The organism is Thioclava sp. DLFJ5-1 (assembly GCF_002020115.1).
Lineage (GTDB): Bacteria > Pseudomonadota > Alphaproteobacteria > Rhodobacterales > Rhodobacteraceae > Thioclava > Thioclava sediminum.
This window is the reverse complement of sequence record NZ_MPZU01000001.1, coordinates 1,047,212-1,069,848: the sequence shown is the minus strand read 5'-3', so window position 1 is coordinate 1,069,848 and position 22,637 is coordinate 1,047,212. Positions and strand designations below refer to the sequence as shown.

Sequence of the window (22,637 nt, the reverse complement as noted above, 5' to 3'; positions counted from 1 at the left end):
GATACAGTATTGATCTATATCAAGGCGACTGCTAAGTGAAGGGAAATCGAACGGGAATCGCGAGGGAGGAACGCATGACTGTTGTGCCGGTGAGATCGGGTGATCTCGATGCCGCGGAGGTGTCCTGGTTTTCTGCTCTGTGTTCGGATGATTACCGCTATCTCGGCCAGCCCGAGGGCGATCTCCGCTCCAGCTGGGCGCATTGTTCCGATATCGTGCGAGAGGCCGAGCGGCAGGGCTTCCGTAACATCCTGTGCCCGTCGAGCTATCAGGTGGGCCAAGACACGCTGAGCTTTGTGGCCGGCGCCAGCCAGATCACCAACCGGATGAATTTCCTCGCCGCCGTGCGCTGCGGGGAAATGCAACCGATCATGCTGGCGCGCACCATCGCGACGCTCGACCACATGCTCGAAGGCCGTCTGACGGTGAACATCATCTCGTCGGATTTCCCGGGCGAGAAGGAAGAGAGCGAATTCCGCTACCAGCGCTCGCGTGAAGTGGTCGAGATCCTCAAGCAGGCCTGGACCCAAGACGAGATCAATTACGAAGGTCAGGTCTACAATTTCAAAGGCCTCACGACCGACCCGGCGAAGCCCTATCAGCAGGGCGGCCCGCTTCTCTATTTCGGCGGCTATTCCCCGGCGGCGGTCGAGCTGTGCGCAGAGCATTGCGACGTCTACCTGATGTGGCCCGAGACGAAGGAAGAGCTGGAAGGCCGGATGAAGGTGGTCAACGAGGCCGCCGAGCGGCACGGGCGCGTTCTCGACTACGGGCTGCGAGTCCATGTGATCGTGCGCGACACCGAGGCCGAGGCGAAGGAATACGCGCAGGAACTTGTCTCGAAGCTCGATGACGAGGAAGGCCGGAAAATCCGCGAGCGGGCGCATGATGCGGGCTCGCTCGGCGTGTCGAAGCAGGCGCGCAACCGCGAGATCGCGGATGAGAGCGGCTATGTCGAGCCGAACCTCTGGACCGGGGTGGGGCGCGCGCGTTCGGGCTGCGGCGCGGCGCTGGTGGGCTCGGCCGATCAGGTGCTCACGAAGCTCGAGGAATATCGCAAGATGGGCATTCGCGCCTTCATCCTGTCGGGCTATCCGCATATCGACGAGGCTCGCCAGTTCGGCCGTCTTGTGATGCCGCATCTCGACACGGTCTCGCTGCCCGAAATCTATGGTCGCGTCCCGATGGGGCCGCCGGCAACACCGCTCGCAGAAGGGGAACGCCGCTAATGGAAAAGATCGACCTTACCTCGGATGTCGCGCTCAGCCGGATCGTCTATGGCATGTGGCGACTCGCCGACGATGCCGATACCTCGCCCGCCCATGTGCGCGCCAAGATCGACGCCTGTCTGGCGCAGGGGATCACCACGTTCGACCATGCCGATATCTATGGCGGCTACACGGCGGAGGGGGTCTTCGGCGCGGCGATGCGCGAGGATCCGTCGCTGCGCGATCAGATGGAGATCGTCACGAAATGCGACATCATCGTCGCGGCGGGCCGTCATTCGCATCGCAAGGTGAAGCATTACGACACCTCGCGCGCGCATATCGAAGCCTCGGTCGAGGCCTCGCTGCGGGAGCTGGCCACCGACCGGATCGACCTGCTGCTGATCCACCGCCCCGATCCGCTGATTGATCACCACGAGACTGGGGCTGTGCTGGATGATCTGGTCGCCTCGGGCAAGGTGCGCGCGGTCGGCGTATCGAACTTCCGCCCGTGGGACTGGGAGTTGCTGCAATCGGGGATGAAGACGCCGCTGGTGACCAACCAGATCGAGATTAGCCTCGGTTGCCTGCAGCCCTTCACCAATGGCGATCTGGCCTTTCACCAGCGGCAGTCCCAGCCCGTGATGGCGTGGTCGCCACTGGGCGGCGGCGCGCTGATGACGGGAGAGGGTCGCGTGCAAAGCGTTCTTGATGAGATCGCGCAGGCGCAAGGCGTGGATCGTGCAGCTGTCGCGACCGCTTTCCTGCTGGCGCATCCGGCGCGGATCATCCCGGTGATGGGGACGAACAATCTCGAGCGGATCGCGAAGCTTTCCGATGCGATGAAGGTGCAGATCGACAGGGAGACGTGGTTCCGCCTCTACGAGGCCGGGCTCGGTCAGGAGGTCCCATGATGAACGCAACCCGCCAGTTCACCCCGCGCACTTTCGTGCCGGGCCCAGAGAATACCCGCTTGCTGCGCGACGCCTTCGGGCGGTTTGCCACGGGCATCACCATCGTGACCGCCGCCAGCGAGAACGGCCCTGTCGCGATCACGGCGAACAGTTTCTCTTCGGTCTCGCTCGATCCGCCGCTGGTGATCTGGGCCCCGGATCGCAACTCGCGCCGCTTCGTGCATTTCGAGAACGCGGAGCATTACGCGATCCACGTGCTCGCCGCCGATCAGGACGATCTGTGCTTTGCCACGACAAAGAATGCCCATGCGCTGCTCGATCACGCCTATCACCTCAACGATCATGGCGTGCCGCTGATCGACGGCTGTCTCGCGCGCTTCGAATGTCATCGCGTCGCCTGCCACGAGGGCGGCGATCACCTGCTGGTGCTGGGTCAAGTCGAGCGCGCGGTGATGCGCGACGATGGTGACGCGCTGGCCTTCTACCGTGGGCAGGTGCGGCGGATCGAGATGAACTGAGGCGCTGACATATCCGGCCCGGACCGCGCAGGAGGAGCGTGGCGCCGGGCCTCCAAGGGATCGCGAGGGAGGAAACGCGCGCATGACCCTGCTGACAATTCTGGCGAGACCGCTCGTCCGGCTGAACGACATCCTGCTCGCCATCGGACGGTGGGCGGGTGTCTTTGCCGTGGCGGCGATGGTCATCGCGATCCTGATCCAGATTTGGTTCCGCTATGTGCTCAATAGCGCGCTACCCTGGCCCGATGAGGCGGCGCGGTTCTGCATGTTGTGGATGGCGGGGCTGATGGCGCCCTCGGCGTTTCGCTCTGGCGGCTTCGTGGCGATCGACATGCTGGCGGTGATGCTGCCCAAGCTGGTGGGGCGCACGCTGACACTGGTGCTGCTGGTGTTCTCGCTGCTGGTCTCGGTCGCGGCTTTGAAACTCGGCTGGGCCGGGATCACCGGCTTTGGCGGGAAATTCGCAACCGCCTCGCTCTGGGTGCCGGAAAATCTGGCCTTCGACGCTTGGATTCGCGTGCCGCGGAGCTGGATGATGGCCTCGCTCGTGGTGGGCTTCGCGCTTCTCGTGCTGGTCAATATCGAGCTGATCCTGCGCAATCTGCTCGCCTTCCGCACCGGAGACGATCCGCTGCCGCCGGTCTGGTCCGTCGCCGGAGGGGCCGAGTGATGCTGGTCTGGTTCCTGCCCCTTTTCCTCGTCCTGATCCTGATCGGCTTCCCGATCTTCTTCGCGCTTCTGGCAGCGCCCGGCGCGATGCTGCTCCTGAACGGGCAAGAGCGCGATTTCGCGCTGCTTTACCGCAACCTTTACAACGGGATGGACAGCTTCCCGCTGCTCGCGATCCCGTTCTTCATGCTGGCGGGCGAGATGATGAATTCGGGCGGCATCACGCGCCGTCTGGTGGAGTTCTCGGAAGCGATGATGGGCCATCTGCGCGGCGGGCTCGCGCATGTGAATGTCCTGTCCTCGATGCTGTTCGCGGGGCTTTCGGGCTCGGCGGTGGCCGACACTTCGGCACTGGGTTCGATGCTGATCCCGGCGATGGAACAGCAGGGCTACACCCGCAAATTCGCCGCCGCCATCACCGCGGCCAGCTCGGTGATTGGCCCGATCATCCCGCCTTCGGGCATCATGATCATCTACGCCTATGTCATGGGCCAGTCGGTCGCGGCGCTGTTCCTCGCGGGGATCGTGCCAGGGGCGCTCGTCGGTATCGGGCTGATGCTGATGGTCAAGTTCATGGCCAACAAACACGGGTTTCCCCCCGCCTCGAAGAAACACACCTGGCCCGAGCGCGGGCAGGCATCCTTGCGCGCGTTTTTCCCGCTGATGACGCCGGTGATCATTCTAGGCGGTATCTTGGGCGGTGTCTTCACGCCGACCGAGGCGGCGGCAATCGCCGTGGCCTATGCGCTGATCGTCGGTCTCTTCATCCTGCGCACGCTGCGCTGGGGCGACCTGCCGCATATCCTGATGCGGGCGGGGCTGACCTCTTCGGTGGTGCTTTTGCTGGTGGGCGCGGCGATGGCGTTCAAGACCGTCGTCAGCCTTGCGCACGCCCCCGAGGCGCTGGCGGAATTCATCCTCGGCCTGTCGCAGAACCCGCTGATCCTGCTGTTCTTGATCAATATCCTGCTGTTCATCGTGGGCATGTTCCTCGACGCGGGCCCGGCGATCATCGTGCTGGGACCGATCCTCGCGCCGATCTTCACCGGGCTCGGCGTCGATCCGATCCATTTCGCGATCATCATGAGCGTGAACCTGACCGTGGGCCTCGCGACGCCGCCGATGGGGCTGGTGCTGTTCGTCGCCGCCGCCGTCTCGAAAGAGCGGGTCGAGACCATCGCCCGCGCGATCCTGCCGTTCCTCGCGGTCGAAGTGGCCGTGATCTTCCTGATTACCTATTTTCCCGCGATTTCGATGACCATCCCCCGCCTGACGGGGTTCGCCAACTAAGACAAGACTGAAGCATATAGGGAGGAAACGATGCTCAGAACTTTTGTGAAATCGCTTGCGCTGGGGGCCGTGCTGGCCTCGGGGCTCGGCATGGCCGCGCAGGCTCAGGACGATACGATCACGCTGCGCGCGGTCGCCAACTCCAACACCAATGACGAGGATTACGACGGTCTCGTCGTGTTCAAGAACTATGTCGAGAATGCCTCGAACGGGAAGATCAAGGTCGACCTCTTCATCGGCACGCAGCTCTGCTCGAACGGGGCGGAGTGCCTGCAGGGCATCGCGGATGGCTCGCTCGATATCTACATCTCGACCTCGGGCGGCGCCGCGGGGATCTTTCCTTACGTGCAGGTCCTCGACCTGCCGTATCTGATGCCGAACGACCGGGTGGCCGAGGAAGTGCTGACCCATACCGACTTCACCTCGGAGCTGCGCAAGATGGCGCTGGCGGATAGCGACGACATGATCCGCCTGATGACGATCGGGAATACCGGCGGCTGGCGCAACTTCGCCAACACCAAGAAGACGGTGAAGACGCCCGCAGATCTGAAGGGGATGAAGATCCGCACCATCGTCGCCGACCTGCCGCAAGAGTTGGTGAAGGCGATGGGTGCTTCGCCGACCCCGATCCCGTGGCCGGAGCTGTTCACCGCGATGCAGACCGGCGTTGTGGACGGCACCAAGAACGGCATCACCGACATCATGAACATGAAATTCCCCGAGGCCGGGCTGAAGCATCTGACGCTCGACGGGCATGCCTACATGGCGGCGCTGTGGTGGATGAACAACAAAAAGTTCAAGGAGATGTCGCCCGACATGCAGCGTGTGATCGTGGACGGGTTCGCGGCGCTCCAGCAGGCGACGTTCGCCTCGCCGAAGCGCAAGTCGATCGCGGCTTACGAGGAGTTCAAGAAGGACGGCGGCGAGATATACGTGCCGACGCCCGAGGAAAAGCAGCAGTTCCAGGACGCGGCGAAGCCGGTCTATGGCTGGTTCAAGGACAACGTCCAGAACGGTGGCGAAGTATTCGATGATCTGCAATCAGCCGTCGATCAGGCATCGAACACCGTCGATGCAGAGCGTGCGACCGAGCTGAACTGAGCCTTTGCTCCCGATGAAGAGCGAACCCGCGCCTCGTGGCGCGGGTTTGTCATTTTCTAGGCTTAGGATTCATAACCAGTAGATGACGAGAGCCGCCAGGGCGATGGCGGAAAGGAAGACCTTCGGAGATCGGTCATAGCGAGTCGCCACACGCCTCCGGTCTTTGAGACTGCTGAACATTATCTCAATCCGGTTACGGCGCTTGTAGCGGCGTTTGTCATATTTGATGGGCGTCTTGCGTTGCTTCCGGCCCGGGATGCAGGCGCGTATCCCTTTGTCCTGAAACGCGTCTCGGAACCAGTCGGCATAAGCCGCGGTCCCCGAGGAACCAGTCGACCTTGGGTAGGCTGCTCAGCAGCGCCCGCGCACCGATGTAGTCGCCGACCTGCCCAGCGGTGACGAACAGGCTGAGCGGTCGCCCTTGGCTGTCGCAGATGGCATCCAGTTTGGTATTCCGTTTTCGGGCGAAACTGTCCCCCGGACAGTTTCTTTTTCCCTCAAACTCCTTGGTTCGCCCGATCAGGCGACCGCGCCCCCTTTTTCGCGGCCAGGCTGGTCGCGGTGCGGTGTGCCTTCAGGTAGGTTGCGTCGATCATCACGGTCTTTTTTCTTTCCGTTTTCGGAGCCGTGAATCACGCGACGCAACACAAATCAATGAATTCTGACCCTAGGCCTCGGTCGTGTTCGACCGGCAGCGCGCAACGAATGTCGGCTTCGGGCCATATCGCTTCGACCGACCGAACAGACAAAAGCCGGGAGGCGCAAGACGCGCGCACCCGGCCAGGCTGGTCTCTTAGCCCTTCACGATCATCCGGTAACGTAGCTGGTCGAAGATCACGGCGCAGATGAGCAACAGACCGATGAGCACCATCTGCATGTAGGAGCTGACCTGCGCGAGGTTCATCCCGTTTTGCATCAGGATGATGAAGAACGCGCCGAGCACGACATTCTCCACCCGGCCGATCCCGCCGCGCAGCGAGACCCCGGCGATGACGCAGGCCGCGATGCTCTCCATTGCGATCGTGCCGCCAAGGTTCGCATCGCCGCTCTCGACGCGCGCGGTCAGCAGCAGGCCGGTCAGGGCCGCGATCACGGCGCAAAGCCCATAGACGAGGATCAGCGTGCCGCGGGTGTTGATCGCCGACAAATGGGCCGCCTTGATGTTGCCGCCGACGGCATAGATCCGGGCGCCGACGCGGGTGCGGGCCATCAGCACCCACATCACGATGATGGCGATCACGGCGATCACCACGGGCACGGGAACTCCGAACACCCGACCGAAGCCGAACGTGTCACCGAAGGCGAAGGGCAGGCCCGAAACCGGCACGCCCCCGGTCAGGAACAACGCAAGCCCGGTGCCCACGGAGGACACGCCCAGCGTCATGATGAAAGGCGAGACGTCGAACAGCGCGACGCCGATCCCGTTCACCGCGCCCACGATCAGCGCGACCGCGAAGCCTGCGAAAGCCCCGATCAGGATCACGAGCCAGATCGCATCTGGGAAAATCTGCGCGGCCCATGTCATCGCCAGTGCCGAGACGACGGAGCTGAGCGCGATCACCGTGCCGACCGACAGGTCGAAGCCTCCCGAGATCAGCACCAGCATCTGGCCCAGCGACACGAGCACTAGATAGACCGATTGCCGTGCCACGTTGATCAGGTTCTGCGGCGACAGGAAGTTCGGCGCGGCGAGGGTGAAGATCACGACGGCCGCGATGAGGAAGAACGGCAGCACGCCGAGCTTGATGAAGATACGCAGCGGCAGCGCCGCCAGCGAAGGCTTGGAATTGGCCTGCATCATGCGGGGCTTCCTTCTGTGTCTTGGAGTGTCTGTTGGGAGGCGCCGGGCTGGTCGAAGAAATAGCGCAGGACGATGTCCTCGCGCAGATCCTCGCGCGGCAGCTCGGCGGTGATCTTGCCATTGGCGAGCACGATGGCGCGGTGGGCGAGGTTCATCACCTCGGGCAGATCCGACGAGATCACCACGACGGCTTTCCCGGCCTCGGCCAGTTCCGCGATCAGCCGGTAGAGCGCCGCGCGGGTGCCCATGTCGACGCCCACGGTCGGCTCGTCGAAGATGTAGAGATCGGCCTCATGCCCGAAGGCCTTGCCGAACAGCACCTTCTGCTGATTGCCGCCCGAGAGCTTGCCGACGACGCGACTGCGGTAGCTCTCATGCAGTTCGACATGGCCGAAGATTTCCGCCGCGCGGGTGCTCAGCTGACGCGAGCGCAGCAGCGGACCGCCCTCGGCCATCAAATCCATCACCAAATTGCCGCGCGGCGTCTCGGCGAGGATCAGGCCCTCGTGCTTGCGGTCGGGCGAGAGATACCACGCGCCCGCCTTCACCAGCTTGCGGGTCTGTGCGCTGGTGACGTCCCGGCCCTTGAAGCGGACCTGCCCGGCATGGGTCGCGTTGAGCCCCATCACCGAGCGGAACAGCCGCGACTTGCCCGAGCCCACGAGGCCCGCGACGCCCAGCACCTCGCCCCGGCGCACCTCGAAGGAGGCGTGATCTATTCCGGGGGCGCTGAGGTTTTGCACGTCGAGGACGACTTCGCCGGGCGTATGGGCGATCGTCGGGTAGATGTCGCGGATTTCGCGCCCGGCCATCATGTCCACGAGCGATTGTTCGGTCATATCGGCCATCGGCGCGGTGCCGATATGCGCGCCGTCGCGCAGCACCGTCACGCGCTCGGCGATGCGCTCGAATTCATGGACGCGGTGCGAGATATAGATGATCCCCACACCTTCGGATTTGAGCCGCCCGATCACCTCGAAGAGCTGATCGACCTCGCGATCGGTCAGCGAGGCGGTGGGCTCGTCGAGGATCAGGACCGACAGATCGCCCTGCATCGCCTTCGCGATCTCGACCATCTGCTGCTGCGCCCGCGACAGGCGCGCCACGGTCAGGTCCGGGTCGATGTCGAAGTTCAGATCGGTCAGGGTTTCCTTCGCCCGCTGGCGCATCGCGCGCGGCGACAGGAAGGGGCCGACGCCCGGCTCGTGGCCCAGAAACATGTTCTGCGCCACGCTCATCGTCGGGATCAGCGAGAATTCTTGAAAAACGGTATGGATGCCTTTGGCCTGCGCATCGGCCACCGAGGCGAACTGGACCGGCTCGCCGCGCATCTCGATCGTGCCGGAGGTCGGGGTATTGGCGCCCGCCAGCAGCGAGATCATCGTCGACTTCCCCGCGCCGTTCTCACCGAACAGCACATGCAGCTCACCCGCATAGAGGTCGAAATCGACGGCATCGAGGGCGAGGACGCCCGGATAGGCCTTGCTCAGCCCATGCGCCTGTAGAAGCGGTTTGCTCGTCATTTGCTGTCTCCCAGGGCAGGAATTGGCGGCGCCGGCGGAAGGGGGAGGGCCGGCGCCGCGGGTCGTCAGTTCACCGAGAAGACCGGCTGGAAGCCGTCCGGGGGCAGCACCGCGGAACGCGGCGTGTCTTCGATATTGTCCTTGGTGATGACGAAGATCTTCGGACCGACATGTTTGACATAGTCCTTGCCTTCGAGGATACGCACCGCCTGATCGACCGCGATCCGGCCCTGGATGACCATCGAGTCCGCCGGGGCCGCCTCGATGAAGCCGCGCTGGATGCCGCTATAGACGCCGGGCGTCAGGTAGAAGGCGAGGTTGCCGACCTTGTCGGTCAGGCCACGCTCGCGCAGCAGGCCCTGTGCCACTTCCGCGGTCACCGCGGTGCCCGCGATGTAGTTCACTTCCGGGTTCGCCTGCAGCACGTCTTCGACGAGCTTGAGCTGGGCTTCCTTGCCGGTATCGCCGTAGCGCGGCTCGAGCACTTTCACGGCCGAGCCTTTCACGGCTTCCATGAAGCCCTTGTTTGCGGCTTCGACCCAACCGGCGCCTGCCGGACCCGGGAACCAGCCGACGGTCACTTCGTCGCTGCCCTCGGGGTGCTTCTGCGCGAGGTAGGAGCCGATTTCTTTGCCCATCGTCTCGAAGGAGACGAGCGACTTGGCCGCGAGGTCGGGCGAGGACATGCCGTTGACGAGGTCGATGACGGGGATGTCCTTGTCGGCCAGTTCCTTCACGACCGAGTTCAGGCCGTCATAGGAGATCGCCCCGATGATGACCGCCTGCGCGCCACCGGCGGCACAGTCCTCGATCTGGCTGATTTGCTTGGCGAGGTTGGTGTAGCCACCGGCCTCGACCACGTTCAGGCTGACGCCTTCGCGCTTGGCCTCTTCGGTCACGCCGTAATCGACGCCGAGCCAATAGGCGTCTTTCATGTGCGGGAAGGAGACGCAGATCTTGTAATCCTTGTCGGCCTTGGCAAGCGCCTCATATTCGATGGGCTGGGCGGTGCCATCGGCGGAGAAGGCCGGGACGACCTCTTCGGCGGGGTAGGGGAACCACGCATCCTCGGCCATGGCCGGGAGCGCGGCACACGTAGCGCCCAGAAGCGCGACGGATGTCAGGACATGTTTCATTGTTCAGAGACCTCTCTGTTGCTTGGTTTGATCGCGGGTTGTCCCCGCTTGTGGAATAGCGTCGGCGCGGGGCGCCCGGGGTTTACCCGAGCGCGGCGCGGATCTTGTCGAGCCGTTCGCGGCGTGCGGTGCGCGCGGCCAGTGCCTGTTCCATGGTCACTTCGACGAAGCGCACCTTGGTATTGGGTTGCAGCTGCCCGATCAGGTCCATATCGGCCGAGATCACCGCGCCGAGGGTGAAGTAGCCCCCGCCCGAGACCGCGTCGCGATGGAGCACGATGGGCTCCTGTCCGCCCGGCACTTGGATCGAGCCGTAGGAATAGCAGCCATCGACGATGTTGGACGGGTCGGAGCCCGCGCCGAAAGGCTGTTCACGCTCGACGAATTCCATCGGCGCGCCACCGCGGAAGCGATAGCCCATCCGGTCCGCCTCGGGGGCGACGGTCCATTCGTCGGCGAAGAACTGCGCCTGCGACGCCGGGGTCAGTCGGTGCCAGTAGAGGCCCGGGAGAACCCGCAGGCTGACCGGCGTCTCGACCGGGGCGAGTAGAGCCTTGTCGAGCGTGCGCTCGGTCATGTCCTTGGACTTGCCGACCGGGATGACGTCGTCGGCTGCGATGGCGCGGCCCTCGACCCCGCCAAGCGCGCCGATCGGATAGGTCGAGCGCGAGCCGAGCGCGCTCGGCGTGTCGATCCCGCCGCCGAAGGCGATGTAGATGCGCGCGCCGGATTTCAGGAAGCCGAAGCTCAGCGTCTGACCGGCCTTCACGACGAAGGAGGACCAGCTTTCGCGCGGCTCGCCATCGACCATGATCGGCATCTCGCCACCGGTGACGGCCACGAGCGTGTCATCCTCGAACGTCAGTTCCGGGCCCATGAAGACGGCTTCCAGACCGGCCTCGGCCTCGTCATTGCCGACCAGCATGTTGGCGACCCGCATCGCGAAGCGATCCATCGCACCGCCTTCGGGAATGCCGAGATGGAAATAGCCCGGACGACCAAGATCCTGGATCGTCGTCGACAGGCCGGGTTTGACAACCTTAAACGCCATTGAGGGCCTCCATCAGTTTCGCATTGGTGCCCGCCATATCGGCGTTGAACGCTTCGAGATCGAAGGTCACTTCGGCAATGCGGGGGGTATAGGTGCCGTCTTTCACGGCGGCCTCGATCCGGTCGAACTCGGCGCGGTCGATCGGTTTCCACTTCACGATGTCGCCGGGTTTGAAGAAGACCATGAAGTCTTGCAGATAGGAGACGGTCTGGGTCGGGTCGAAGATCGTCATCGGGGTGATGCCGAACATCTGGTAGCCGCCCGCGCCGCGCACCGAGTAGATGCAGCCGAAGCAGCCGCCGATACCGACCGTGTGCTTGGGCGTGTCGGTCCGGGGGCGCAGGTATTTCGGCACCTCGATCTGCTTTTCGCGCTCGACGAGCTGGTAAAGGAACGGCAAGCCCGCCACGAAACCCACCATCGAGACGAACCACGGCTGCGAGTGATAGGCTTCGATGAAGGCCTCCACGCTGTCATAGCCGTTGATCCGCGCGGCATATTCGAGATCGGTCGCCTCCGGATCCTGATGGCGTTCGCGGAACCGCATCAGGGTCTCGTGGGTCCAGGGGTCTTGGAAATAGACCGGGACCTCGACGATCCTCGTGTCGAGGCGCTTCTCGCCGGCCTCGGCCTTGTGCTCGAGCTCCTTGATCCGTGCCATCATCTCGTCGGGCGAGATCACGTCGGGGTTGAAGCGCACTTCAAAGCTGGCATTGGCGGGGCAGATCTCGGTCACGCCGGGAATGTTCGCCTCGGCCACGGCGTTGCGCAGCGACAGTGCTACGAAGAAGGCTTCGAGCGACATCTCCTCGTCGACCTCGACATAGACGTGCTCGTCGCCGCCAAAGGAATACCTTGTCTTCATGGGGATCTCCTATGCTGCGTCGGTTGCGGTGAGGTTGCCGGCATCGAGCCACGGCTCGAGCCATTGCGTATGGAAGTCGCCGGCGCGCACGCCCGGATCGGCGGCGAGCGCCAGATGCAGGGGCGTGGTGGTCTTCAGACCGCCGATTTCCATGTCTTTCAGCGTCTCGGCCATCAGGTCGATCGCGGCCTCGCGGGTCGGCGCATGAACGATCATCTTGCCCAGAAGCGAGTCGTAGAAGGGCGGGATCTGATAGCCCTCATAGAGGAAGTGATCGAAGCGCAGACCTTCGCCTTCGGGGATCGACAGCGAGGCCACCTTGCCGGGGAAGGGCAGGAACTGCATCAGCGGATCCTCGGCATTGAGGCGCACCTCGATCGCATGGCCCGTGCAGGTGATCTGATCTTGCGTGACGGGCAGCGTCTCGCCGCCCGCGATCAGCAGCATCATGGCGACCAGATCGAGCCCGGTGATCATCTCGGTCACGGGATGTTCGACCTGAATACGGGTGTTCATCTCGATGAAGTAGAACTCATCGGCGGCCGCATCGTAGAGATATTCGATCGTGCCCGCGCCGCGATAGTTCACGGCCTCGGCCAGAGCGACCGCCGCGTTGCACATCGCCTCGCGGGTGGCGTCCGGCAGGCCGAAAGCCGGGGCTTCTTCCCAGACCTTCTGGCGGCGGCGCTGCAGCGAGCATTCGCGCTCGTAGCAATGGACCGCGGCCCCCGTGCCGTCACCGAGGATCTGCACCTCGATATGGCGCGGATTGACGATCACCTTTTCCAGATAGAGGCCACCGTCGCCGAAAGCCGCTTCGGCCTCGGCGCGGGCTTGCGGGGCGAGACGGGCCAGCTCGGCCGCGTCCTGCGCGATCCGGATGCCGCGCCCACCGCCACCGGCGGCGGCCTTGATCATCACCGGGTAGCCGATCTCGTCCGCCACGCTCAGCGCCTCGTCTGCCGTGATGCGCCCGTCAGAGCCGGGCACCGTCGGCACGCCAGCCTCTTTCGCGGCGATCCGGGCGGCGACTTTGTCGCCCATCCGCTCGATCGTCTCGGGTTTGGGGCCGACGAAGATCATCCCGGCGTCTTCCACGGCGCGGGCGAAATCGGCGTTCTCGGCGAGAAACCCGTAGCCCGGATGGACCGCATCGGCGCCCGCGTCTTTCGCGGCCGCCACGACGGCAGAGATGTTCAGGTAGGATTTCGCAGCCGGGGCAGGCCCGACACAGACCGCCTCATCGGCGAGCTTGACCGCCAGCATCTCGGCATCGGCCTCGGAATAGGCCTGCACCGTCTTGATGCCAAGCGATTGCGCGGCGCGGATGATCCGCACGGCGATCTCGCCCCGGTTTGCAATGAAGAGAGTTTCGATCGCCATCGGATCAGCCCATCTTCGCGAGCACATCGCCCGCCGAAACCGGCGTCGCATCCGCCGCGACATAGTCCGAGAAGGTGCCCGCAGCCTCGGCTTTCACCTCGATGAAGGTCTTCATCACCTCGATCAGCCCAATCGTGTCGCCGACCGCGACCGCGTCGCCCGCGGATTTGAACGGGGCCGAATTGGGGTCGGGCTTGTGGTAGAAAGTTCCGGGAAGCGGGGAAACGATATCCGTCATGGCTCTCTCCTGTCAGGTCTTTTCATTTTCAGCGAGAACCATCGCCGCGGGGGCAATGGTGACGCCGTTTTCTTGCAGTGCAGTCTTGATCGCGTGGCCGATTTCCAGCGCACCGGGCGTGTCCGAGTGGAAGCAGATCGACTCGAACTCTACCGTAATCGTCTTCCCGGTGACCGTCTCGACGGTGTTCTCGAGGCAGGCGCGCACGCATTTTGCGGCGAGCTTCTTGGGGTCGGGCGCGGAGACGTGGCGGGCGAAGACGATCGAGCCGCTGTCGTCATAGTCACGGTCGGCATAGAACTCGCGCACGACCGGCTGACCGAGGCGCTTGGCGACCTCGTAGGTCTTCGAGATATCCATGCAGAACAGGATCAGCCCCGGCGCGTAGCGTTGCAGCGTCTCGACCAGGTGGCGCGAGAGGTCCTCGTTGCGCGCGGCCTCCATGTAGAGCGCGCCGTGCGGTTTGACGTGCTGCAGCGGCACCCCGTAACGGCGGCCGAATTCGCGCATCGCCCCCACCTGGTAGATGATGTCGTTCACCAGCTCCTCGGAGCTCGCGTTGATGTGGCGGCGCCCGAAACCGACGAGATCGCGATAGCCGGGATGCGCGCCGAGACCGACGGAATGCTGATGGCAGAGCTTCGCGACCCGGTTCATCTGCATCGGGTCGCCGGCGTGAAAACCGTTCGCGACATTGGCCGAGGAGATCAGCGGCATCAGCTGATCATCCGGCGCGCCAGCCATGGCCCAATGGCCGAAGCCTTCTCCGAGGTCACAGTTCAGGTCGATGAGTTTCGGCATGTCTCTTCCCAGATCTCTGTTGCAAGATCAGCTTTCGACAATGTGAACGACATGTAAAATTCTAATATCAGTGAGGGCATTATCGTGATAATCGATAATGTGATTAGACACTGTCCGGTACAAATCGCTGAAAAATATGGATATGACTTCGATCTGTGCAGATTGCGAACCTCTGATATCTGAATCCCGTGGTCGACATTATCGGAAAATCCGAAAGGAGGCGGCATGAACTTCCGTCAGCTCAAGTATTTCGTGGCAACCGCCGAGACCGGTCAGGTCAGCCGGGCGGCCAACGAACTCTCGATTTCCCAGTCCTCGGTGACGACCGCAATCCGCGAGCTTGAGGCCGAGATGGATACCGAGCTTTTCACCCGGACCTCGCACGGGATGGAACTGACCCAGTCGGGGCGCGAGTTGCTGGGCCTGTCCTACGATATCCTCACCAAGCTCGACGAGGCAGTGAATATCCGCGAGCGCAGCAGCGGCGTGACCGGGCGGGTTCTCGTCGCGACCACCTACACGGTGATCGGATATTTCCTGCCCTATCATCTGGGGCGGCTGGCGCGGCTGCACCCCAATCTCGATATCCAGCTCCACGAGCTGAACCGCGAGGCGGTGGAGGAAGGGCTGCTGTCGAACCGGTTCGACATCGCGATCGTGTTGACCTCGAACGTGATGAACCCGGAACTGGAAAGCGAGACGCTGATGCGTTCGCCCCGCAGACTCTGGCTGCCGCAGGGCCATCGGCTGGCGAACCTGCGCAGCGTCGATTTCAAGGAGATCGCCCACGAAGACTATATCATGCTCACTGTCGACGAGGCGGCGAACACGACGATGAAATACTGGAACTTCGGCTCGACCCAGCCGCGCGTGAAGCTGCGCACCTCATCGATCGAGGCCGTGCGCTCGATCGTGGCGAACGGGCAGGGGGTGACCGTGCTTTCCGATATGGTCTATCGGCCCTGGTCTCTCGAGGGAAAACGCATCGTAACGGTCGAAACCGATCCGCCCGTTCCGACGATGGATGTTGGTCTGGCGTGGCGCCGCGGGGCCGAGCTGTCTCCGGGCGCCGTCGCGCTCTACGACTACTTCCGGCTGACTTTCGACAGCTCGCTGACGTTGAACAGCTGAGCCAAGGCGAACGAAATTTCCCATCGTCAACGATGCCGGCTGCAAGTCTGGGGCGTCAGTTTGCAGTCAGGCCGCGCCTCCAAACCGCCACTTGGAGCGCATGAGAAGCCTTAGACGCCGGCTCGCATATTTTGAGACAAATCAATGACGCCGCCCGCCCTGTCGGCTGACTGTCGGAAAAAGTCCTGCAGAAACCGTCCTAGAAAACCTCGCCACGGAGTTCCGATCCAATGCCGACTAAGAAAAAAGACGTCGAGGAGAATACGCCCCCGACGACGGGAATGCTGGCGAAGTCTCGCGAGACACTTCGGGCAGCCTGCGAGCGGCTCAACATTCATCCCGACGTTTTCGAAGAGCTCAAAGGGCCCCGTGAAACTCTGGCCGCCACGCTCTTGATCCGGATGGATGACGGGAGCCGACGCGCGTTCCAGTCGTGGCGGTGCCGTTATAACGACCGGCGGGGTCCGACCAAGGGCGGCGTTCGTTTTCATCCGAACGTCTCGCTCGACGAGATCGAGACGCTTTCCTTCTGGATGACGTTCAAATGCGCCGTGGCCAACCTACCGTTCGGCGGCGGGAAGGGCGGGGTCTGCGTGGACACGAAGACGCTCTCGGTGAACGAATTGGAACGATTGAGCCGGGCCTATGTCGAAGCCTTCGCGCCGTTCATCGGCCCCGATCGCGATATTCTGGCGCCGGACATGTATACGAACGGGATCGTCATCGCGTGGATGGCGGACCAATACAGCTGGATTTCAGGGCAGGCCTCCCCGAGCGCGATCACCGGAAAACCTCTCGCTTTCGGGGGCACGAACGGGCGCGTCGATGCGACGGCGCGCGGCGGATACTATGCTCTGCGCTATCTGGAAACCGCGCTCGCCCTCGACCCGAACACCGCCACGGTGGCGATCCAGGGGTTCGGGAATGTCGGCTTCCACTGCGCCAAGCTTCTGCATGCCGACGGGTATAAAATCGTCGCCATTTCGGATTCCGGCGGCGGCATCTACGATCCAAGCGGTTTGGACCCGCTCGCCGTCATGCAACACAAGCATGAAACCGGCGGCGTGAAAGGCGCGAAAGGGCAAGGCAAAACGAAAGAGATTTCAAACGCCGAGCTGTTGGAGCTTGATTGCGACGTGCTGGTGCCTGCCGCGCTGGAGCGGCAGATCACGCTCGAAAATTGTGGCAAGATCAACGCCCGCATCATTCTGGAAATGGCGAACGGGCCGGTCTCGCCCGAGGCCGACAAGAAGCTGACGGAAGCCGGGCATATCATCGTGCCCGATATCCTCGCGAATTCCGGCGGCGTGACAGTGTCCCATCTGGAATGGGTCCAGAACAGATCGGGTTTTTATTGGGACAGCTCGCGTGTCCGGGATCATCTGAAGACGACGATGGAGACCGAGACGCAATCAATCTGGACCTTGCACAACGAAATGGAGCTTTCGATGCGCGATGCCGCCTATATCCACGGCCTGCGGCGGATCGCTGAATCCGTGGAAGCCCGGGGCACGCCCGCTTATTTTGAGGGATCATAGCGGCCGATCCCGACCTCAATTGGCACATGGAAAAGCACGATCTCGGGGTCAGCGACAATCCTCGTTGGCCCGTATCCTCGCAAGGATAAGCTTTCAAAGAAGCGGTGCTCGAAAATATGCATTCACAGCGTGAAGCTTTATTTGTCGGCCTCCAAAGGTTCCGCGGACGAATAGAGCAATCTCCCGCTCTGGTGCGCTGCGCGCGCGTTTGGGGTTTTGCGTGCGCAGCGCGAAGAAGTTCTGGCTTCTTCAGTCTGGTGCTTCCACCAGGATCTTCACCTGGGATTTTTCCGCGACAAGGGCCTCGAAGCCTTGCTCCACGATCTGATCGATCTTGATCCGCTTGGTAACCAGCTTGTCGGCGCTGAAATAGCCCTGCACCATCAGCTCCATCACCGCCGGATAGACATTGCGGTATGCGATGGTGCCTTGCAGTTGGCGCTCTTTCAGAACGGCCGTATTGGGTTGGAAGGCGGCGTCTCCCTCCCAGATCGAGACGATCAGCGTCTGACCTTCATGGCGGGTGCTGTCGATGCATTGCGGCAGAACGCGCGGCACGCCGGTCACTTCGAAAGCAACGTGAACACCGCCGGTGGCCGCACGAATTTTCTCGACGGGGCCTTCCGCCATCGGGTCTATGGCGCTGGTGGCGCCGAGTTCGAGCGCTTTCTCGCGGCGTTCAACTGAGGGTTCTACGACATGGATCTGGGCCGCGCCCGCGACGCGCAGCGCCTCGACGACCAAAAGCCCGATCGGCCCCGCGCCGAAGACAGCAGCCGTGTCCCCGGCCTTGATCTTCGACATGCGCACCGCATGCAGCGCGACAGCGGCGGGCTCGACTAACGCACCCTGTTCCATCGACAGCGCGTCGGGCATCTTGTGAACCATCCGGGCAGGCACGACCGAGGTTGCAGCAAATCCGCCATGTCCCCCGGAGAGCCCGACAAAACCGAGGCTGTCACAGAGATTGTATTTGCCCTCAAGGCAGGCGGGGCAGGTGCCGCAGGCGAAGATCGGCTCGATCGCGACACGGTCGCCGATGCTCAGTCCCGTGACGCCTTCTCCCAACTCCGCCACGGTCCCACAATATTCGTGGCCCATGGTGATCGGCGCCTTGTCGTGGCTGAGCGGATGATCCTGCTCGACCGGGACGAAGATCGGTCCCGCCAGATATTCGTGCAGATCGGAACCGCAGATCCCGGTCCATGCGACCTTGATCGCGACCTCGCCGGGGCCGGGGGTAGGGGTATCTATTTCCTCGACGCGAATGTCTTTCACGCCATGCCAACGTGCAGCTTTCATGGAATGTCTCCGTTCAATGGGGGAAGTTCTCCCGGCCCGTGTGGGGCCGGGAGAGGGATGGGATCAGGAGAGGTGGTGGACTTCCTGGAGCCCGTAGACCGGGGTCTCCAGCCCCTCCAATCGCGCTTTCAGTTGCAGCGCGAGATAGAGCGAGTAATGCCGCGATTGGTGCAGGTTGCCGCCCATGAACCACAGATGCTCCTGTTGGGTCGGCTTCCACATATTGCGCTGCTCGCCTTCCCACGGGCCGGGGTCTTTTGTGGTGTCCGAGCCAAGCCCCCAGACCTTGCCAACCCTGTCGGCGACCTCTTGGCTGATCAGATCGGCGGCCCAACCGTTCATCGAGCCGTAGCCTGTTGCGAAGACCACGAGATCGGCGGGCAAGCGCGTGCCATCGGCGAGCACCACAGCGTCTTCCTCGAAATGGTCGACCTGCCCCTTGGCCAGCTTCACCTCGCCATCGATGATCAGCTGGCTGGCGCCCACGTCGATGTAATAGCCCGAGCCGCGGCGCAGGTATTTCATGAACAGCCCGGAGCCATCGTCACCCCAGTCCAGATCGAAGCTCGCCTTTTCCAGCCCTGCGTAGAACTCCGCATCGCGCTCGCGCATCTGGTCATAAAGCGGGATCTGGAACTCGTGCATGATCTTGTAGGGCAGGGAGGCGAAGATCATGTCTGCCTTCTCGGTTGTGACTCCGTTGTCGAGCGCCTCTTCCGAGTAGAGCGCGCCGAGCCCGATCTCCATCAGCGAGTCCGAGCGCACGATATGGGTGGAGGATCGCTGCACCATGGTGACATCCGCATCGCCTTCCCAGAGTGCCGCGCAAATGTCGTGCGCGGAGTTGTTCGAGCCGATCACGACCACTTTCTTGCCAGTCCACGGATCGGGGCCCTCATGCTGCGACGAGTGCTGGATCGTGCCCTTGAAGTCTTCCATGCCCGGGAAACGCGGCATATTCGGCTTGCCAGACATTCCGGTCGCGAGCACAAGCTGCGTCGGCTCAAGTGTCACCGTCTCGCCGTCGCGATTGACCTCGACCGTCCATTTTCCGGTGGCGTCGTCGTAGCTGGCGCCGGTCACTTCGGACCGCGTCCAGTAATTGATCTCCATCACCTTGGTATACATCTCGAGCCAATCGCCGACTTTGTCCTTGGGCGTGAAGACCGGCCAATTGTCGGGGAACTTGATGTAGGGCAGATGGTCATACCAGATCGGGTCATGCAGGCAGAGCGACTTGTAACGGCTCCGCCACTGGTCGCCGGGCCGGTCATGCTTATCCAGAACGATCGCAGGCACGCCAAGCTGGCGCAGCCGCGCTCCCAGCGCGATGCCCCCTTGGCCGCCGCCGACGATCAGCACATAGGGCTGCGTGCCATAGCCCAGATCCGCCTCTTCCGCCTCGCGGTGCTCCTTCCACGAGGTCCGGTTCTTGCGCGCGCCATGTTCAGCGCCCATCGGACGGCGCGTGCCGCGGTTTTCCTCGAAACCCTTGAGCTCCTGAAGCGCGGTCAGCAGCGTCCAGATGCGGCCATCTCGGATCCGCATCAGGCCCCAGCCGCGGCCCGACTTCGTCTCGAAAGTGACCCAGGCGGTGATCACGCCGCCCTCCTCGGCAGGGATCTCGCCCGACTGGATCTCGAACTTGCCGGGGCGGGTGTGCTCGAGCTGGTTTCTCAGCATGTCGGCGACGCCGTCCGGCCCTTCCACGGTTTTCAGGTTCCAGCTGACCGCAACGAGGTCGCGCCAGTAGCTGTCGGTCGCAAACAGCGCGGCCGCGCGGTCGATATCGCCGCTCTCCAGCGCGGCGTTCAGGCTGTCCAGCATGTCCTGGGTCTGTGTGTTAATGGTGGTATCAAGCATCGCGTCTCCTCCTCTGCGCGTGTCTCTAGGAGGAGTATCGGCGCGTGATCGCTGAGCGATCCATGGTCGCGACGCGTGCAAAGGGAGGAAAAGCGACTGCTGCGGCGCGGCATGTTGCGTGCGCAACAAGGGCGCAACATATCACTCGGGCGGACGCAACCCGGCCTTGCGAATCCGGCGCAGGATAGTCGAGCGGTTGACCCCGAGCCGCCGGGCGGCGCGCGCCATGTTCCACTCGCAGGCGTCCAGAATCTCCTCGAGCATGTCCCAAGGGTCGCTCGGTGCGGGCAGGGCCTTCTCGATATTCGGGGTGATTTCGACGGGGGTGGGCAGATCGAGCAGATCGATCACCGATCCGACGCAGAGCGCCGCCGCGACGTCGAGAACCTGTTCGAGCTCGCGAATATTGCCGGGCCAGCGACGTCCCAGCAATTCAGCCCGTGCCGACGGTGACAGCCGGACCGCATCGCCCGCGTGGCGGCGCAGATGACGCGACATCAGCCAATCGAGATCACGCCGCATCCGCAGGGGCGGGACGCTGAGCACGCACCCCGCGAGCCGATGGAACAGCGGGCGCGGCAGCGCGATCTGGCTGGGCTCAAAGCAACTCGTCGCCAGCGTGCGCAATTCGGGGCGCCGGTCGAGAAGTCCGCCGAGCGCGATCGCCGTCTCCGGAGCGATCTCTTCGATTCGGCGCAGCAGGAGCGTCGTCGGCCCGATCGCCTCGGCGCAGTTTTGCATCAGCGTCTGCGGGTCGAGCCCCGCGCATTCGAGGCTGATGAACCCTTGCGCCTTGCTGCTCATGTGGATCGCACGGGCGAGTTTCGTCTTTCCGGTGCCGGTCTCGCCACAGATCAGCAGGGGCACATTGCCCGGGGCCAGCCGCTCAGCCTGTCCGATCAAACGGTTCATCTCCGGATCGCCCCCGGTCAGCCCCGCGAGCGGCCCGCCACGACGCAGTCCCTGATGAGGGTGACGTGGCGCTTTGGGTGCGATCGCATGGCCAAACAACGCCCCGCCATCGCGCATCTCGATCACCCGCTCCTCGGTTGGGCGGTCACGCATCAGGTCGGGCAGGTCGTCGACGCTGATGCTGAGCACCTCATCGATCCCGCGCCCGAGGATCGGGGCGCCTTCGGGAAACAACCGCCGCGCGGCGCGGGTATAGCCCAGCACGCGACCGGAGCCGTCGAGCCGCACAGCAGCCTCGGGATCGACATCGAGAAATTCCGGGCTGGAGGACAGGCGCAACACCCAGTCGCGGGGGCTCTCGGCCATCAGGTTGGCCATCTCGACCCGTCGTGCCGCTGACGTCACGAGATTCATCGCGAGGTTCTGGCTACTCTTGGGCGTGGGCGAGCGCAAAAGCGAAATGTCGAGCACCGCTGCCAGTTGTCCGAGACTGTCGAAGATCGGCGCGGCGGTGCAGGACAAAACAGTATGGGCGTTTCCGAAATGATCGTCCTGATGCACGGTCACAGGCTCTTGCGTCACGATGCAAGCCCCGACACCACAGGTTCCGGCCAGGTCCTCGGACCAGTTCGATCCTAGATAGAGCCCCGCGCTGCGCAGGTCTTCGGTGAAGAGATCGTCGCCGAAGAAATCGACACAGACCCCTTTGGCGTCGGTGAGCAGCAAGACGTAATTTTGTCCTGCCACCTGCCGGAAAAGCGACTGCAACCCGGAACGCGCCGCCGCGATCATCCATTCCGCCTGCTTGCGGTGATCGCGCAGCTCTGCCTCGGTCACGATATAGGCCGGGTCGGAGCGCGTCGGATCCATGCCGTAAAGCTCGACACAACGCCGCCACGAGGCCGAAACGAAACTGTCTCGCCCGGTCTGGCTGCCGTCCAGCACCCGTCCGATCTCCTCGACATGCCCTGCATCTCTCATGGCGCGTCGCCTCCCAGAAGGGACGATAGCACAGACTGCGCTTCAGACCGGAATAGAAATTGTCGTAGAGAATGGTGTGCCGATGCGGAGCTTTTTACTTCTAACTCCAACAAGGTCGCGCCAGGCTGCAATCGTTTTGCGATTGCCTTTGAAAATTTGAATGCACGAGAAGTGAGAGCTGCGGTGCCATATCCCGACCGACCACGCGGGCCGTCCGGCTTGGTGGCCCTCTCGTTGATTTTGACTCGGCCGATGTCGGTGGTGGCGGCTCCTGTGAGAACGTCGGCGAACACACCCGCGATATGATCCGGCGCGACAAGGAGGGGGCGGAGCAGGAGGCAACTCGATCACGTTGTCCGCGGTGCAGCTGTTCCGACTTGAAAGGCCTTCAGACGGGCGCGTAGCTTGAACGCGA

The 22,637-nt window shown here is 63.2% G+C and carries 19 protein-coding genes and 1 pseudogene; 8 read left to right on the top strand and 12 right to left on the bottom strand.

Annotated elements, in window-relative coordinates; all coding sequences use genetic code 11:
• The first annotated feature begins 74 nt into the window (after nucleotides 1-74).
• The 6 genes from BMI86_RS05105 to dctP all read left to right on the top strand — a co-directional run bounded on the left by BMI86_RS05105 (nucleotide 75) and on the right by dctP (nucleotide 5,697).
• Nucleotides 75-1,229, top strand: coding sequence for an LLM class flavin-dependent oxidoreductase (locus tag BMI86_RS05105; protein WP_078540032.1), 1,155 nt, complete (start codon nucleotides 75-77; stop codon nucleotides 1,227-1,229).
• Nucleotides 1,229-2,119: an aldo/keto reductase gene (locus BMI86_RS05100; protein WP_078540031.1), complete on the top strand. Its 891-nt coding sequence runs from the start codon at nucleotides 1,229-1,231 to the stop codon at nucleotides 2,117-2,119. The genes BMI86_RS05105 and BMI86_RS05100 overlap by 1 nt, the downstream gene beginning before the upstream one ends.
• Nucleotides 2,119-2,637 carry a flavin reductase family protein gene (locus tag BMI86_RS05095; protein ID WP_078540433.1) on the top strand — a complete coding sequence of 173 codons (519 nt, stop codon included), beginning with the start codon at nucleotides 2,119-2,121 and terminating at the stop codon, nucleotides 2,635-2,637. The genes BMI86_RS05100 and BMI86_RS05095 overlap by 1 nt, the downstream gene beginning before the upstream one ends.
• 82 nt (nucleotides 2,638-2,719) lie before the next feature.
• Nucleotides 2,720-3,307 carry a TRAP transporter small permease subunit gene (locus tag BMI86_RS05090; RefSeq protein WP_078540030.1) on the top strand — a complete coding sequence of 196 codons (588 nt, stop codon included), beginning with the start codon at nucleotides 2,720-2,722 and terminating at the stop codon, nucleotides 3,305-3,307.
• The gene (locus BMI86_RS05085; protein ID WP_078540029.1) at nucleotides 3,307-4,596 is read left to right on the top strand and encodes a TRAP transporter large permease; all 1,290 of its coding nucleotides are present in this window, start codon (nucleotides 3,307-3,309) and stop codon (nucleotides 4,594-4,596) included. The genes BMI86_RS05090 and BMI86_RS05085 overlap by 1 nt, the downstream gene beginning before the upstream one ends.
• A 30-nt stretch (nucleotides 4,597-4,626) precedes the next feature.
• Nucleotides 4,627-5,697 (top strand): TRAP transporter substrate-binding protein DctP, encoded by a 1,071-nt coding sequence (gene dctP / locus BMI86_RS05080; RefSeq protein WP_078540028.1) that lies wholly within the window; start codon nucleotides 4,627-4,629, stop codon nucleotides 5,695-5,697.
• Between the two features lie 69 nt (nucleotides 5,698-5,766).
• Here the strand turns inward: dctP and BMI86_RS05075 are convergent.
• The 9 genes and pseudogenes from BMI86_RS05075 to BMI86_RS05035 all read right to left on the bottom strand — a co-directional run.
• A pseudogene (locus tag BMI86_RS05075) lies at nucleotides 5,767-6,305 on the bottom strand (IS5 family transposase); the annotation flags it as partial.
• Between the two features lie 185 nt (nucleotides 6,306-6,490).
• Nucleotides 6,491-7,498, bottom strand: coding sequence for an ABC transporter permease (locus tag BMI86_RS05070; protein ID WP_232621712.1), 1,008 nt, complete (start codon nucleotides 7,496-7,498; stop codon nucleotides 6,491-6,493).
• Nucleotides 7,495-9,021, bottom strand: a complete 1,527-nt coding sequence (locus BMI86_RS05065) for a sugar ABC transporter ATP-binding protein (protein WP_078540027.1) — start codon at nucleotides 9,019-9,021, stop codon at nucleotides 7,495-7,497. Before BMI86_RS05065 ends, BMI86_RS05070 begins: the two co-directional genes overlap by 4 nt.
• A 65-nt stretch (nucleotides 9,022-9,086) precedes the next feature.
• On the bottom strand, nucleotides 9,087-10,157 hold the full coding sequence (gene torT, locus BMI86_RS05060) for a TMAO reductase system periplasmic protein TorT (protein WP_078540026.1): 1,071 nt from the start codon (nucleotides 10,155-10,157) through the stop codon (nucleotides 9,087-9,089).
• A gap of 82 nt (nucleotides 10,158-10,239) precedes the next feature.
• Nucleotides 10,240-11,208, bottom strand: a complete 969-nt coding sequence (locus BMI86_RS05055) for a biotin-dependent carboxyltransferase family protein (RefSeq protein ID WP_078540025.1) — start codon at nucleotides 11,206-11,208, stop codon at nucleotides 10,240-10,242.
• Nucleotides 11,198-12,073: a carboxyltransferase domain-containing protein gene (locus BMI86_RS05050; protein WP_078540024.1), complete on the bottom strand. Its 876-nt coding sequence runs from the start codon at nucleotides 12,071-12,073 to the stop codon at nucleotides 11,198-11,200. Before BMI86_RS05050 ends, BMI86_RS05055 begins: the two co-directional genes overlap by 11 nt.
• Before the next feature lie 9 nt (nucleotides 12,074-12,082).
• On the bottom strand, nucleotides 12,083-13,456 hold the full coding sequence (locus BMI86_RS05045; protein WP_078540023.1) for an acetyl-CoA carboxylase biotin carboxylase subunit: 1,374 nt from the start codon (nucleotides 13,454-13,456) through the stop codon (nucleotides 12,083-12,085).
• A 4-nt stretch (nucleotides 13,457-13,460) separates the two neighbouring features.
• Complete coding sequence (locus BMI86_RS05040) at nucleotides 13,461-13,694, bottom strand: acetyl-CoA carboxylase (protein WP_078540022.1); 234 nt, start codon at nucleotides 13,692-13,694, stop codon at nucleotides 13,461-13,463.
• A gap of 12 nt (nucleotides 13,695-13,706) precedes the next feature.
• Nucleotides 13,707-14,495, bottom strand: coding sequence for a 5-oxoprolinase subunit PxpA (locus tag BMI86_RS05035; protein WP_078540021.1), 789 nt, complete (start codon nucleotides 14,493-14,495; stop codon nucleotides 13,707-13,709).
• A gap of 225 nt (nucleotides 14,496-14,720) precedes the next feature.
• Between BMI86_RS05035 and BMI86_RS05030 the strand changes: the two genes are divergently transcribed.
• Nucleotides 14,721-15,626, top strand: coding sequence for a LysR family transcriptional regulator (locus BMI86_RS05030; RefSeq protein WP_078540020.1), 906 nt, complete (start codon nucleotides 14,721-14,723; stop codon nucleotides 15,624-15,626).
• Nucleotides 15,627-15,856: 230 nt separating this feature from the next.
• On the top strand, nucleotides 15,857-17,164 hold the full coding sequence (locus BMI86_RS05025) for a Glu/Leu/Phe/Val dehydrogenase (RefSeq protein ID WP_210402691.1): 1,308 nt from the start codon (nucleotides 15,857-15,859) through the stop codon (nucleotides 17,162-17,164).
• Nucleotides 17,165-17,413: 249 nt separating this feature from the next.
• Here BMI86_RS05025 and BMI86_RS05020 read toward each other — a convergent pair whose 3' ends face one another.
• From BMI86_RS05020 to BMI86_RS05010, 3 genes are all read right to left on the bottom strand, one after another.
• Entirely contained in the window at nucleotides 17,414-18,466 is a 1,053-nt protein-coding gene (locus BMI86_RS05020) for a 2,3-butanediol dehydrogenase (protein WP_078540018.1), read from the bottom strand.
• Nucleotides 18,467-18,529: 63 nt separating this feature from the next.
• Entirely contained in the window at nucleotides 18,530-20,329 is a 1,800-nt protein-coding gene (locus BMI86_RS05015; protein ID WP_078540017.1) for an NAD(P)/FAD-dependent oxidoreductase, read from the bottom strand.
• A 141-nt stretch (nucleotides 20,330-20,470) separates the two neighbouring features.
• The gene (locus tag BMI86_RS05010; RefSeq protein WP_078540016.1) at nucleotides 20,471-22,222 is read right to left on the bottom strand and encodes a sigma-54-dependent Fis family transcriptional regulator; all 1,752 of its coding nucleotides are present in this window, start codon (nucleotides 22,220-22,222) and stop codon (nucleotides 20,471-20,473) included.
• Nucleotides 22,223-22,637: the final 415 nt, after the last annotated feature.